Genomic DNA, 13,127 nt, shown 5'->3' on the forward strand with positions numbered 1-13,127 from the left:
CGTCAGGCGGGATCCACCGGCATGTCCGGCACCCCGCCGGCCTCGATCGCCGCGCCCGCCGCGAGACACAGATCCTCCCGGTAGCGCGCGGCGACGAGCTGCACGCCCACGGGCGTGCGCCCGACGAGGCCCGTGGTGACGGTGAGCGCCGGGATGCCGAGTGGGGCCAGGCCGACCTGCAGCAGGTTCGCCTCGAAGGCCCGGGCGATGCCGGCATCGCCGGTGCGATCGAGCCCGTCCGGGAACGGCAGCTCGCCGGAGACCGGCACGAGCAGCACCGGGTTCTCGGCGAGGAACAGGGACCAGTCCCGGGCGAGGGTCGCCCGCCGGGTGAGGGCCAGGGCGATCGCGTCGGGCGTCATCGTCTCCGCCCGCGTCCGGAAGCTTTCCAGAAGGCCGATCGCGGCCGGGTCGCCCTCGCGCTCCGCGGCGGCACGGACGGCCGCGTAGCCGTCGCCCAGCCAGAGCTGGAGCTGGAGCTCGCTCGCCTCGCGGATCGGCGGCGTGTCGGCGATCTCCGTCACCGTCCAGCCGGCCTCGGTCAGGCGGCGCGCGGCGTCCCGCAGCGCTGCCTCGACCTCCGGGACCACGGCGAGACCGCCCGGCCGGACGCAGAGCGTGGCCCGCCGCGGGCATTCCGGGCCCACGAGGGGTGCGGGGACCCACCAGGGGTCGCGCGGATCGGGCGCTGCCATGACCTCCAGGCCGAGGCGGATATCCGCGATGCTGCGGGCGAGCGGTCCCGACACCGCCATGAGCTGCGGCCCGATCCCGCGCTCGGGTGAGGACGGATTCCAGGCCGGGATGCGGCCGAGGCTCGGCCGAAGGCCATGGACCCCACAGGCATAGGCAGGATAGCGCACCGAGCCGGCGATGTCGGTGCCGTGGGCGATCGCTCCAATTCCAGCAGCGACGGCGGCGCCCGCCCCGCCCGACGAGCCCCCCGGCGTCAGTGCCGGATCGCGCGGGTTCTTGGTCTCGCCGTGCAGCTGGTTGGTGGTGAACCAGCGCAGCGAGAAGGCCGGCGTGTTGGTCCGCCCGAGCAGCACCGCGCCGGCACGCCGGAGATTGGCCACCACGGGATTGTCGTTCTGGGCGACCAGATCCCGCTGCAGGCGCAGGCCGTTCGTCGTCGCGAAGCCGCGCTGGTCGACGTTCACCTTGACGGTCACCGGCACGCCCGCGAGCATCCCTGCTTCCGCACCGCGCGCCCGCGCCGCGTCGACGGCATCCGCCTGCTTCAGCACGTCCTCGGGACGATGCTCGACCACGGCGTTGATCCGGCCATTGACCGCGTCGAGCCGCGCGAGGGCATCCTGCGCGGCTTCCCGGGCCGAGACTTGGCCGGCGCGGATCAGGGCCGCGAGATCGGTCGCCGTCAGACGCCAGAGCTGCATGGGGGTTCCTTTCGCCTGGCCCGACAGGGCCGATCCATCCTGCGATTCGCGGCGCCTCGGGCGCTCCGCGAACCTAATTCAATATGCAAGCGAGCGGCCGCTTTTTTATGCATCTGGGGATCGTCAGGGCCCGCAAGGGTTTGCCGCGCTGCAGCAGAATTACCTAAGCATTCGTCCGGATCGAGCCCTTGCCAGCCCGTAAACGACGGCTAACCTAGTCGTCGTTCGCGCGTTCGACCCGCCAATCCAGCAAAAAGGACGATCTCCTCAGACGAAGGCAGGCAACCTCCAACAAAGGCAGGCTCCCATGGCAGAGGTGATTCGCGTCAAGCCGACACATGACGGCACTTACACCGTGTATCGCGGGGCACTCGCGCTGATCTGCGGCCTGACACGTCTTCAGGCCGAGCGCTACGAAGCGAGTCTCAGCCGGCAACAGCGCGCCGATCTCGCGGCGGTCGGCGTCTGATCTCCCACGGACGACCATCGGCGATCATCAGGCCGGCGCGACCGAGGACGGGAGCCGTGCCGGCCGATCATCTCAGGCGAGGTCGACGGGCCCAAGGTCACCCATCGCCCCCGCTGCATCGAGGCCCCGGCGCCGGGCACTGACCGCGTAGCCGTTTCCGGCCGGAGCGATCTCGTACAGCAGATAAGAGGCCCGGCGCGCGGCGATCGCCCCGTGTCCGTCCGGGCGGGCCGAGGCCGAAGGCGCGCCGACGACCGGCACGCCGCGCCCGTCCGGACCCGGGATGACGGCGCTGCTGGTGACGTGGTTATGGCCGTGCAGGATCAGGTCCGCGCCGGCCCGCCCGATCATCGCCGTGAAGGCGGCCGCGTCCTTCAGCTCACGCCCCGGCGAGGCCCCTCCCGGTTGCGGCGGGTGATGGATCATCACCACGCGGAACGGCCGGCCCGGCTCCGTGGCCAGCGCCCGCAGCAGCACCTCGGCGGCGGCGAGCTGCGGTGCGCCGAGCCGTCCGGTGGCCACGAAGGGCTTGGTCGGGATCGCGCTGGAGAGGCCGACGAGGGCGAGCGGCCCGCGGCGCCGAAGATAGGGGAAGCGTCCCGAAGACCCGGTATCGTCGCCCGTGTAGCGGCCGCAGGCGGCGAGCAACCCCTCCAGGGAGCCGCGGACATAGGCGTCGTGGTTGCCCGGGACGAAGCTCACCGTTTCGGGAGGGCCCAGGGCTTCGAGGAAGGTCCGCGCCGTCTCCCACTCGCTCGGCAGGCCGATGTTGCACAGGTCGCCCGTGCAGGCGACGTGACCCGCCCCCTGCCCTTTCAGGTCGGCGACCAGGGCCTCCAGGACGGTCATGTCGTGACTGCGCGAGCGGCCGCGCCGCCAGTTCGCGTAGCCGGTGGCGCGCTTGCCGATGAGCTGGTGCAGGCGCACGCGACCGAGGGGGCCGACATGCGGGTCGCTGAGATGGGCGAGGCGGAAGGTCAACGCCGGAGGTCACCCTCGAGACGGCCACGGGACGCGCTCCGCATCGCGGGCGCGGGGCCCGTCGTCAAGCGCTACCGATGAGGATCCCGGCAGCCAGCACCAACGCGCCGCCGAGCATCACCTGCATCGCGGCCCGCCAGAACGGCGTCGCCATGAAGCGCGTGCGGATCGCCGCGATGACGACGAGCTCGACGGCCACCACCAGCACGGCGAGCGTCGTGGCGAGGAGAAACGGATTCGGCCAGCCGGCGGGAAGCGTGTCGGGGATCGCGTAAGGCACGGTGTGGCCGAGGCCGCCGAGTGTCGTCATGGCCCCGCAGACGAGACCGCGCATCAGCGGGTCGCCCCGCCCGGTGACGCTGCCGTCGTCCGACAGGGCTTCCGTGAATCCCATGCTGATCCCGGCGCCCACCGAGGCGGCCAGGCCGACCAAGAAGGTCGCGCCATTGTGACCCGTGGCAAAGGCCGCCGCGAAGATCGGCGCGAGGGTCGACACGGAGCCGTCGATCAAGCCGGCGAGGCCGGGCTGGACGTAGCGCAGGACGAAGGTGCGATGGGCGTCCGCGGCCGCGCCGCCGGAGCTTTCGAGAACGGCTGCCATGGAAGGGATTCCTGTTTATATCAATTCCAATCTATAGTTTGGAACTTATCTAAACAAGGGGCCGTGCCGTGTTTTTGCCGTGCGGCGGGAGCAAGCGCTGCCCCGGGACGGCCGCCCCGGCGGGCCGGTCACAAACGTCTGGTTGTGGACGAGGCCGGTTGTTTCGGCTTCGGCGCGGGAGCTAGACCATGCGCGGTCAAATTCGATCCGGAACCGATCGGGCGCCGGCTTTCCGGCCGCCCCAGGCGTGACATGAGCCTCGGCAAGCGTTTTCTCCGACATCCCCTCGTGCAGCGCGGTCTCGGGCGCCTCGCGGCCTCCTATCTCCGGCTGGTGCAGCGCACGAACCGCTTCGAGATCCATGCCGGGAGCGCGCCTCAGGGGGGCGTGGATGCCTGGATGGATGCCCACATCCCGCTCATCGCCGGGATGTGGCACGGCCAGCACATCATGATGCCGTTCATGAGCCGTCCGAAAGATCGGGTGGCCACGATCATCTCGAAGAATCCGGACGGCAACATCAACACCATCGCGTTGGAGCACCTCGGCGTGCGGGTGATGCGGGCGTCCGGCGCCCGGGGCCGGAACCGGGCGACCGACCACCGCGCCAAAGGCGGGGCCGAAGGATTACGGGGCATGCTCCGGGCCCTGAAGGACGGTGAGTCGGTCGCTTTCAGCGCGGACGTGCCGAAGATCTCGCGTCGCTGCGACGCCGGGATCCTGACGCTGGCACGCCTTTCCGGCCGTCCCATCGTCCCGGCCGCCGTGGTCACGAGCCGGCACCTGCGATTCGGATCCTGGGACCGCGCCTGTCTCGGCCTGCCGTTCGGGCGCGGCGCGATCGTGCTCGGCGATCCCATCTACGTGCCCCGCGACAGCGAGGGAGACGCCTTCGAGACGCTGCGCCGCTTCGTCGAGGCCGAGATGAATCGCGTGCATGCGCGCGCCTACGCGCTGGTCGGGCGCGCCGACCGCGCGGCGCTCTACCGGGATCCGGCCCCGACGGCCGCCCCGGCCTCGGTGGGAGACGTCGCGTGAGGCGTCCCTCGGTGACCCTGCCGCTCCAGGCCTACCGGGCGGGCCTGCGGATCGGCGAGCCGGCGCTGACCGGGCTCCTCGCGTGGCGGGCGCAGCGCGGCAAGGAGGATCCGCTGCGCCTGCCCGAGCGGCGCGGGCTGCCGGGCCGGGCGCGCCCGGTCGGGCCGCTGGCCTGGATGCACGGAGCCAGCGTCGGCGAGGCGCTGTCGCTGATCGGCCTCGTCGAGGGCATGATCGCCCGCGGCTTCTCCGTGCTGGTGACCACGGGCACGCGCGCGGCCGCCGAACTGATCGGCTCCCGCCTGCCATCCGGCGCGGTGCATCAGTACATGCCCCTCGACGCCCCGCGCTGGATGGCGCGCTTCCTCGACCATTGGCAGCCGGACCTGGCGGTGATCGCCGAGTCGGAGATCTGGCCCAACACCATCCTCGCCCTGGACGACCGCGAGATCCCGCTGATCCTGGTCAATGGGCGCATGTCGGAGCGCTCCTTCCATGGCTGGGAACGCTGCCCCCGCACCGCCAAGGCGCTTCTGTCGCGGATCGCGATCTGCCTGACTCAGACGCAGGAGGATGGCGAGCGCTTCGCCAAGCTCGGCGCGCCGCGGGTGAGCATCGCGGGGAACCTGAAGTTCGACGCGCCGGTGCCGCCGGCCGACCCGCAGCAGCTCGCCTATCTCGGCGCCATGCTCGCCGGCCGCCCGGTCTGGGTGGCGGCGAGCACGCATCCCGGCGAGGAGGCGATGGTCGCCTACGCGCACGCGGTGCTGAAAGCCCGGTTCCCGCAACTCCTGACCATCATCGCCCCGCGGCATCCGGCCCGGGGCGCCGAGGTGGTCGCGTGCGCGGACGCCCTCGGCCTGCGAAGCGCCCGGCGCTCCACCGGTGGACGGCCCCACCCCTCCGTGGAGGTCTACGTCGCCGACACGATCGGCGAACTCGGCCTGTTCTATCGCCTGGCCCCTCTGGTGTTCCTCGGCGGCTCCCTGGTGTCGCGCGGCGGCCAGAACCCGATCGAGCCGGTGCGTCTGGACACGGTCGTCCTGCACGGCCCGCACACCGAGAACTTCGCGGTGATCTACAGCGCCCTCGACCGGGCCGGCGGCGCGCTGCCGGTGCGCGACGGCGTCGAGCTGGCGGCGGTCGCCGGCGAACTCCTGGGCGATCCGGGACGCTTCGGCGGCATGATGCAGGCCGGGCAGAGTGCCCTGCAGCCCTTCGAGGGCGCGGTCGCGCGCACCCTCGCGGTGCTCGATCCGTTCGTCGCGCAGATGAAGCTTCAGCGTCTCGACCGCGGCGGTCCCGTGCGGCCGCTCGCGCGGGTCTGATGCGGCCGCCGGCCTTCTGGGCGGCGGGGCCGGATCATCCGGCCGCCCGCTGCCTCGCGCCGCTGGGGGCCGCCTACGGGGCGCTCGTGGCCCGGCGCATGGACCGGCCCGGCGCGCGGGCGGGCTGCCCGATCCTGTGCCTGGGGAACTTCACCCTCGGCGGCGCCGGCAAGACGCCGGCCGCCTTGGCCCTGGCCGCCCTGCTCGCCGCCCTCGGCCGCACGCCCGCCTTCCTGTCCCGCGGCTATGGCGGCCGAACGGCCGGCCCGGTGCAGGTCGATCTCGGCCGGCACGATGCGGACGCGGTCGGCGACGAGCCGCTGCTCCTGGCGCGCCGGGCGCCGACGGTGGTGTCCCGTGACCGGCCGGCCGGAGCCGCCCTGTGCCGGGCGCTCGGGGCCGACACCATCGTGATGGATGACGGGCTGCAGAACCCGAGCCTCGTGAAGGATCTCGGCCTCGCCGTGATCGATGGTCCCGCCGGCCTCGGCAACGGTCTGCCGGTCCCGGCCGGCCCGCTGCGCGCGCCGCTCGACCGCCAGTGGCGACACGTCGCCGGGCTAATCCTGGTCGGCGACGGGCCGCCGGGCGAGGCGGTCGCCCGCGCGGCGGAGGCCCGCGGGCTGCCGGTCCACCGGGCGCGCCTCGTCCGGGAGACGGACGATCTGGCGGGCCGCCGCTGTCTCGCCTTCGCGGGGATCGGCCGACCGGACAAGTTCTTCGCAACGCTCGCCGCGGCGGGGGCGGTGATCGCGGCGACGCGCCCCTTTCCCGATCATCATCGCTATCGGGCCGGCGAGCTGGCCACCCTGGCCGCCGAGGCGCAGCGGCTCGGCGCCGAACTCGTCACCACCGAGAAGGATGCGGCGCGCCTGCCGCCCAACTTCGCGGCTCAGGTGCGCGTGCTGCGCGTCCGGCTCGCCTTCGGCGACGCGGGGGCTCTGCGCCGACAGGTTCAGGGCGCGCTCGCCGGCGCGCCGTGACGGTCAGGGGCGGCCGGTTTCCTTGAGCCGCTTCAAGATCGCCTCGGGGGAGATGTAGGCCTCCTGCCGGACCGCGCTCCAGTAGCGCAGGGCGTCGAGCGGGATCGGCTCGCCGGTCACCGCGCAGCGCACGAAGCTGCCCGGCTTGACCACCCGCATGGTGCCGTCGCCGTACTCGGCGACCGCCTCGCCGTTGTTCGCGCGTTCGTAACGACCCAGCACATCCGCCTCCCGATCGATGTCGGCCTTCTACACGATCCGCGCCGGCCGCGCTGCCTCTGGAGAATCAGGTCAGCATCGACCGGGTTTCATCGCTCGCCAGCAGGGCCCGCGCGGCGGATGCATCGATGTGCATGCGCGCGACCAGGGCGTCGGCGCTGTCGAACCGTTCCTCGCCGCGGATGTAGCCGACGAATTCCACGGCGATCTCCTGCCCGTAGAGATCGCCGGAGAAGTCGAACAGGTAGGTCTCCAGGAGCGGGGCGCCGTCGTCGAAGGTCGGGCGGCGCCCGTAGCTCGCAACGCCATCGTAGAACTGACCGGACCCGAGGCGGACCCGGACCGCGTAGATCCCGTGGGCCAGCCCGCAATCCGGCAGCCGGACATTGGCGGTCGGAAAGCCGAGCTGGCGGCCGCGCTTGTCGCCGTGCTGGACCGGGCCGAGGACGAACCAGCGATAGCCGAGCAGCGCGTTGGCGCGGGTCACGTCGCCGGCGCCGAGGGCGGCGCGGATCGCGCTCGGCGAGACCGGCTCGGTCTCGCCCCCGAGGGCGACCGGGTCGACGATCCGGCAGCTCATCCCGGCCTCGCGGCAGAGTTCGGCCAGGATCGTGGGCGTGCCTTCGCGGCCACAGCCGAAATGGAAATCGTGACCGACGACCACGCCGGACAGGCCGAGCGCCCCTTTGAGGAAATCGAGCACGAAGGCGCGCGCGCCCGTGGCCGCCAGGGCGCCGTCGAACCGGCGCACGATCAGCCCGTCGAGGCCGAGATGGGCGAACACGATCTCCTTGGCGGCGAGCCCGGTGAGGCGGAACATCGGCGCGTCCGGCATGAAATAGGCCCGCGGATGCGGCTCGAAGGTGAGCACCGCCGCCGGCCGTCCGGCCTCGGCGGCGGCTAGGCGCACGCTCTCGGCGAGCACCCGGTGACCGAGATGGACGCCGTCGAAGTTGCCGATCGCCGCCACGGCCCCCGCCAGGGCCGGCGGCACCGGCGCATCGGCGCGGCAGATCGTGAAGGGCCGCGCGGCCGTTGCGTCGCCTGAGGCCATCGTTCCGGGGTCGGATGCTGGGAAGGGTCGGATGGGTTCGCCTGACATGTCCGCGAGGGGCCCGACGCGGCCGGACCCTGCCCAAAGGCGCCCGGAGGGTCAAGCGAGGCCTTGAAGCGGGCCCCTGCGACCCGACCATGGAACGCGGCCGTGACGCCGGGCCATGCGCCGACCGCGCCGATTAACGGCTTCGCAATGCGCGTGCGCTATTTAAAATGACGAGCAGCGCAGCTAAATTGCCGCGTTAGCGAAGCGTTAATCTATCCGGGAGCCGGCGCGGCTTCCCGCCGGGCAATACGGAGCAGTTGTTCGATGGCTCTCGATCTGAGCATGCCGATCCTCGTTGTCGGCGATTACCAGACGATGGTCCGCATTATCCGTAATCTTCTGAAGCAGCTCGGATTCGAGGAAGTCGATGATGCTTCGGACGGCACCGAAGCTCTTGCGCGCCTCAAGGGTCGCAAGTACGGCCTCGTGATCTCCGACTGGAACATGGAGCCGATGACCGGGTACGAGCTGCTCCGGCACGTGCGCGCGGATGAAAATCTTCGGACGACGCCGTTTATCATGGTGACGGCCGAATCGAAGACCGAGAACGTCATCGCCGCCAAGAAGGCCGGCGTGAACAATTATATCGTCAAGCCCTTCAACGCCGCCACGCTGAAGTCGAAGATCGAGGCGGTCTGCGGGAGCTGATCGGCCCCATGCAGCGCCCCCGCGCCGACCCGCCGGATCACCGACGCGCCGCAAGGCGCGCGGGACCGGCACGGTCGGCCAGGACGGTCATCGATCCCAGGAGGAGAGCATGTCGTTAGCCGTCGCGCGGCAGGCCGATTTGCGGATGCGGGAGCCGCAGGCCGTCATCGCCGAGTTGATCGAGATCGCGGATTATATCGCCCACCTGCGCGAAGAGATCGGCGCGTTGCGGGCGAACGAGATGAGTCGCGACCGGATCCCCATGGCGCATGAGGAGCTCGGCAGCGTCGTCGCGGCGACTGCCGGCGCCACCAACACCATCATGGAAGCCGCGGAAGCGATGCTCGGGCTCCCGGACGGCCCCGGCTACCGGGACGCAGTCGAAGAGCGGATCAACACGATCTTCGAGGCCTGCGCGTTTCAGGACATCACCGGCCAGCGGATCGCCAAGGTGGTGGAATCGCTCAGGCTGTTCGAGCAGCGCCTGGCTCGGTTCGTCGGGGCCGTGAAGGCCCGCGACACGGGCGCCCTGGACCCGGCCGAGCGCGCCCGCCGCGCCCGGGCCGAGGATCTGCTGCTCAACGGCCCCCAAGCGGTCGAGGCGACACCCTCCCAGGACGACATCGACGCGCTCTTCGCCTGATGCGCCGCGCCGGATCGCCGGTCCGGGCGTCGACTCGGTGGCCACGCTCCGGTTAGATCGCCATCCGTAACCGGTTGCCGCACGGCGCCGGCAGGAGGCCTCTGCAGGGTATGGCGGCGCGGCTCTGGTCCGACCTCACCACGAACGACTTCGCCCGTCGCGACATGCGGCGGGCGATCGCGGTGCTGCCGGTGGCCGCCATCGAGCAGCATGGTCCCCACCTGCCGCTCTCGACCGATTGCGACATCGCCGAGGGCTACCTCGCCCGCGTGCGCGCGCTGGTGCCGGCGGATCTCGACGTGCTGCTGCTGCCCGTGCAGGCAGTCGGCAAGTCCGACGAGCACGACGCCTTCCCGGGGACGCTGTCCCTGGACACCGGGACAGCGCTCGCGGCCTGGACGGGGCTCGGCGCTGCGATCAGCCGCGCCGGCTGCCGCAAGCTGGTGATCGTCACGAGCCATGGCGGCAACAGCCCGCTCATCGACTTGGTGGCGGGTGAGCTGCGGTCGCGCTTCGGCATGGTCGCGGTGACGACCTCCTGGGCGCGGTTCGGCTATCCGGACGGCCTGTTCCCGGCCGAGGAGATCGCCCACGGCATCCATGCCGGCGGCATCGAGACCGCGCTGATGCTGGCGCTGCGCCCCGATCTCGTGCGGACCGACCGGATCGCCGATTTCCCGCCGCGGACCCGCGCGATGGTCCGCGATTTCACTCACCTGCGCGCCGGCCGCCCGGCCGCTTTCGCCTGGAAAGCCGAGGATCTCCACCCCTCCGGCGCCATCGGCGACGCGCGGCTCGGCACGGCCGAAGCCGGCCACGCCGCGCTGGAATACGGGGCGCAGGCTTTCGTGGCGCTCCTGCGCGACGTCGACGCGTTCGAACTCGACGGGCAGGAACCGGCGTAACCGCCGCCACCGTGCCGCCGAAAGAGCCGGTACGCCGGGCCTGAGGGCCGGCGCGGGAGCCCCGGCCATGCGTCCTGTCATCGGTCCAATCTGGCGTCCTGCGGCGCTGATCGCCGCCCTGATGTGCGCGGCCGCCGTCCCGACCGCGGCGGAGGCGCGTCCCGTCGTGGTCGAGCTGTTCACCTCGCAGAGCTGCTCCTCCTGCCCGCCCGCCGAGGCGCTGCTCGGCCGGCTGGCGCGGGAGCACGCCGACATCCTGCCGCTCGCCTTCCACGTCACCTACTGGAACCACCTGAACTGGCGCGATCCCTACGCCCTGCCCGCTGCCACCGCGCGCCAGGAGGCCTACGCGGCCCGGCTCGGCGGCGGCGCCTACACGCCGGAAGCGGTGATCGACGGCCGGACCGGGCTCGTCGGCTCCGACGAGCCCGGCCTGCGCGGCGCGATCGCTCAGGCCCGGGAGGCCGGGCCGGCGATCCCGGCGACGCTGTACCGCGACGGCGACCGCGTCGCCGCCCAGGTCGGGGCCGGCCGCGGCACGGCCCGGGTCCTGCTGATCGGATACGATCCGAGCCACACCACCCGGGTGCTGCACGGCGAGAATGCCGGGCGCACCATCGAGCAGGCCAACATCGTCCGCTCGATCCGCGAACTCGGTCCCTGGTCCGGCACGGCCGCGACCTTCACGGCCGCCCTGCCGGAGGGCGAGACCGCGGCCCTGCTCGTGCAGGCGGAGGACGGGCGCATCCTCGGGGCCGCCCGCCTGGATCGGCCCGGCACCGCGGCGGACCGGGAGGCGCTGCGATGATGCTGACCCTGCCGGGCGCCGATGCCTGCAGCTGGGCGCTGGCGCCGGGACCCGAACGCGGGCAAAAGACGGCGCGTGCCGGCGGACGGAACGGCGGAGCCCGGATGGCGCTCGAAGAGGATCTTGCAGCTCTGATGGCGGCGGCGCAGGGCGGCGACGCGGCCGCCTATCGCGCCCTGCTAAAGGCCTGCCTGCCGGTCGTGTCGGCGATCGCCAGGGGTCAGGGCGTGCGCGGCGAGGCGGTGGACGACGTCGTGCAGGATACGCTGATGACGGTCCACCGGGCGCGGGCGAGCTACGATCCTACGCGCCCGTTCCTGCCCTGGCTGCGCGCAATCACCCAGCGGCGGGTGATCGACCGCCTGCGCCGTTCGGGGCGCCGGCCGCGGGAGGTCAACGATCCCCTGGCCTACGAGGCCGAGGTCGATCCCGCCCCCGCCCCCGGCCACGGCCTCGAGGCCCGGGACCGCGCCGCCGCCCTGGCGCGCGCGGTGGCGTCCCTCCCCGAGGGGCAGCGGCAGGCGGTGGAGCATCTCGGCCTGCGCGAACTCTCGCTCGATGAGACCGCGGCGCTCACCGGCCGGAGCAAGGGCGCGCTCAAGGTCAATCTACACCGCGCGCTGAAGGCGCTCCGGGCCAGCCTGACGCAGGAGAGGGAATGATGCCCGAACGCGTCGGCTGCAGCCTGTCCCGCCACGAGCAGCTCGTCGAAGACCTCGCGGGCGACCTCGAACCCGTGCGGCCGCTCCCGGCTCCGGGCCTGCGCGCGGCCCTGTGGCTCGGCTCGGCCCTGCTGATCGGCCTTGGGCTGGCGGCCTGGTTCGGCACCGGCGGGTTCATGCTGCGGATGCGCGTCCCCGATCTCGCCCTGGCGGCTGTGGGCGCCCTGCTGACCGCCGCTGCGGCCGCGTTCGCGGCGTTCGCCACCAGCGTGCCGGGTCGCTCGGCCGGCTGGGCGTTCCTGCCCGTGCCGCCGCTGGCCCTGTGGATCGGGGCGAGCGGTCTCGGCTGCCTGCGCGAGTGGGTCGCGCCGGGATCCGACATTCCGGGCGCCCACACGGTGACGGGCTGCTTCAGCTTCCTGATCTGCGTGTCGGTGCCCCTCTCGGCTCTGATCGTCGTGATGCTGCGACGCGCCTGCCCTCTGCGGCCGAATCTCACGGCGGCCCTGGGCGGCCTCGCGGTGGCCGCGGCGGCGGCGGCGCTGCTGATGCCGGTTCATCCGCACGACGCGACGGCGACCGACCTCCTGATCCACGCGGCGGCGGTCGCCATCGTCATCGCCCTGAACGGGCTGGCCGGGGGCAGGCTGATCGGCCGCGATGCCGGAACCGGCTGAGCGCCTGTCCCGGCCTCAATCCCCGTAGGGATCGCGGGCCGGCCAGTCCACGATCCGGTCCGGCAGCTCGTCCTCGGAAAATTCCTCCTCGTTGCCGGAGAGCCGGCCGCGGACCGAGATGCCGGCCTCGTGGACGCTCGAGGCCCGTCCCGAGATCAGGGGGTGCCACGGGTACAGCGGCTCACCGTCCCGCACGAGTCGGTAGGCGCAGGTCGGCGGCAGCCACGCGATCGTGCGCACCGCCTCGGGTGTCAAACGGACGCAGTCCGGCACCCGCTTCTGGCGGCGCGGGTAGTCGCGGCAGCGGCAGGTGAGCCCGTCGAGGAGCGTGCAGCCGACATCCGTGTGGTGGACCTCGCCGGTATCCTCGTCCTCGAGCTTCATCAGACAGCACCGGCCGCACCCGTCGCACAGGCTCTCCCATTCGGAGGGGCTCATGGCGTCGAGGGTCTTGGTCCGCCAGAACGGCTCGACGGCCCCGCGGCGCGGCGCCTCGGGCTTGGGCATCTTTCAGGTCTCTCGATTGGGAGGTGCGTCTCTCTGCCCGAGCCGCGGGACCGCTGCAAGCGTAGCCGCCGGCTCACGAGGGTGCGGATTTCCGGCGATGCGTGTGGCCGCGCCTTTCACGACCAACGCCGTCATTTCGGGACTGCGGAGCAGGGCCCG

At 72.3% G+C, this 13,127-nt stretch carries 15 protein-coding genes and 1 pseudogene; 10 read left to right on the top strand and 6 right to left on the bottom strand.

Going from position 1 to position 13,127, the window contains the following annotated elements; translation table 11 throughout:
- Window positions 1-2: 2 nt before the first annotated feature.
- Complete coding sequence (locus M6G65_RS12360; protein WP_250103992.1) at window positions 3-1,397, bottom strand: amidase family protein; 1,395 nt, start codon at window positions 1,395-1,397, stop codon at window positions 3-5.
- Window positions 1,398-1,704: 307 nt separating this feature from the next.
- Here M6G65_RS12360 and M6G65_RS12365 point away from each other — a divergent pair, with 307 nt between their 5' ends.
- Window positions 1,705-1,866, top strand: a complete 162-nt coding sequence (locus tag M6G65_RS12365; RefSeq protein WP_192708853.1) for a hypothetical protein — start codon at window positions 1,705-1,707, stop codon at window positions 1,864-1,866.
- Window positions 1,867-1,938: 72 nt separating this feature from the next.
- Here M6G65_RS12365 and M6G65_RS12370 read toward each other — a convergent pair whose 3' ends face one another.
- Both M6G65_RS12370 and M6G65_RS12375 read right to left on the bottom strand, forming a co-directional pair.
- The gene (locus tag M6G65_RS12370; RefSeq protein ID WP_238195568.1) at window positions 1,939-2,847 is read right to left on the bottom strand and encodes a metallophosphoesterase family protein; all 909 of its coding nucleotides are present in this window, start codon (window positions 2,845-2,847) and stop codon (window positions 1,939-1,941) included.
- 64 nt (window positions 2,848-2,911) lie between these two features.
- Window positions 2,912-3,400, bottom strand: a pseudogene (locus M6G65_RS12375) (VIT1/CCC1 transporter family protein); the annotation flags it as partial.
- 300 nt (window positions 3,401-3,700) lie between these two features.
- On the opposite strand from M6G65_RS12375, the gene M6G65_RS12380 reads away from it, so the two are divergent.
- The 3 genes from M6G65_RS12380 to lpxK are packed head-to-tail and all read left to right on the top strand — an operon-like array spanning window position 3,701 to window position 6,797.
- The gene (locus tag M6G65_RS12380; protein WP_238195567.1) at window positions 3,701-4,486 is read left to right on the top strand and encodes a lysophospholipid acyltransferase family protein; all 786 of its coding nucleotides are present in this window, start codon (window positions 3,701-3,703) and stop codon (window positions 4,484-4,486) included.
- Window positions 4,483-5,814: a 3-deoxy-D-manno-octulosonic acid transferase gene (locus M6G65_RS12385; protein WP_238195566.1), complete on the top strand. Its 1,332-nt coding sequence runs from the start codon at window positions 4,483-4,485 to the stop codon at window positions 5,812-5,814. The genes M6G65_RS12380 and M6G65_RS12385 overlap by 4 nt, the downstream gene beginning before the upstream one ends.
- On the top strand, window positions 5,814-6,797 hold the full coding sequence (gene lpxK / locus M6G65_RS12390) for a tetraacyldisaccharide 4'-kinase (RefSeq protein ID WP_250103993.1): 984 nt from the start codon (window positions 5,814-5,816) through the stop codon (window positions 6,795-6,797). Before M6G65_RS12385 ends, lpxK begins: the two co-directional genes overlap by 1 nt.
- A gap of 3 nt (window positions 6,798-6,800) precedes the next feature.
- Here lpxK and M6G65_RS12395 read toward each other — a convergent pair whose 3' ends face one another.
- Window positions 6,801-7,019, bottom strand: coding sequence for a DUF2093 domain-containing protein (locus M6G65_RS12395; RefSeq protein WP_250103994.1), 219 nt, complete (start codon window positions 7,017-7,019; stop codon window positions 6,801-6,803).
- 64 nt (window positions 7,020-7,083) lie between these two features.
- Window positions 7,084-8,070 (bottom strand): bifunctional riboflavin kinase/FAD synthetase, encoded by a 987-nt coding sequence (locus tag M6G65_RS12400; RefSeq protein ID WP_250103995.1) that lies wholly within the window; start codon window positions 8,068-8,070, stop codon window positions 7,084-7,086.
- Between the two features lie 312 nt (window positions 8,071-8,382).
- On the opposite strand from M6G65_RS12400, the gene M6G65_RS12405 reads away from it, so the two are divergent.
- From M6G65_RS12405 to M6G65_RS12430, 6 genes are all read left to right on the top strand, one after another.
- Entirely contained in the window at window positions 8,383-8,766 is a 384-nt protein-coding gene (locus tag M6G65_RS12405; RefSeq protein ID WP_250103996.1) for a response regulator, read from the top strand.
- A gap of 109 nt (window positions 8,767-8,875) precedes the next feature.
- On the top strand, window positions 8,876-9,409 hold the full coding sequence (locus tag M6G65_RS12410) for a protein phosphatase CheZ (RefSeq protein ID WP_238195563.1): 534 nt from the start codon (window positions 8,876-8,878) through the stop codon (window positions 9,407-9,409).
- Window positions 9,410-9,519: 110 nt separating this feature from the next.
- Window positions 9,520-10,314: a creatininase family protein gene (locus M6G65_RS12415; RefSeq protein ID WP_238195562.1), complete on the top strand. Its 795-nt coding sequence runs from the start codon at window positions 9,520-9,522 to the stop codon at window positions 10,312-10,314.
- Between the two features lie 67 nt (window positions 10,315-10,381).
- Window positions 10,382-11,122, top strand: a complete 741-nt coding sequence (locus M6G65_RS12420) for a DUF1223 domain-containing protein (protein WP_238195561.1) — start codon at window positions 10,382-10,384, stop codon at window positions 11,120-11,122.
- Window positions 11,123-11,226: 104 nt separating this feature from the next.
- Entirely contained in the window at window positions 11,227-11,784 is a 558-nt protein-coding gene (locus M6G65_RS12425) for a sigma-70 family RNA polymerase sigma factor (protein WP_238195617.1), read from the top strand.
- Entirely contained in the window at window positions 11,781-12,461 is a 681-nt protein-coding gene (locus tag M6G65_RS12430) for an NrsF family protein (RefSeq protein ID WP_238195560.1), read from the top strand. The genes M6G65_RS12425 and M6G65_RS12430 overlap by 4 nt, the downstream gene beginning before the upstream one ends.
- A 15-nt stretch (window positions 12,462-12,476) precedes the next feature.
- On the opposite strand, the gene M6G65_RS12435 is transcribed toward M6G65_RS12430, so the two are convergent.
- A complete protein-coding gene (locus M6G65_RS12435) occupies window positions 12,477-12,968 on the bottom strand; it encodes a YcgN family cysteine cluster protein (protein WP_192708863.1) in 492 nt (163 codons plus the stop codon).
- Window positions 12,969-13,127: the final 159 nt, after the last annotated feature.

The sequence above is a fragment of the Methylobacterium tardum genome, from assembly GCF_023546765.1.
Lineage (GTDB): Bacteria > Pseudomonadota > Alphaproteobacteria > Rhizobiales > Beijerinckiaceae > Methylobacterium > Methylobacterium tardum.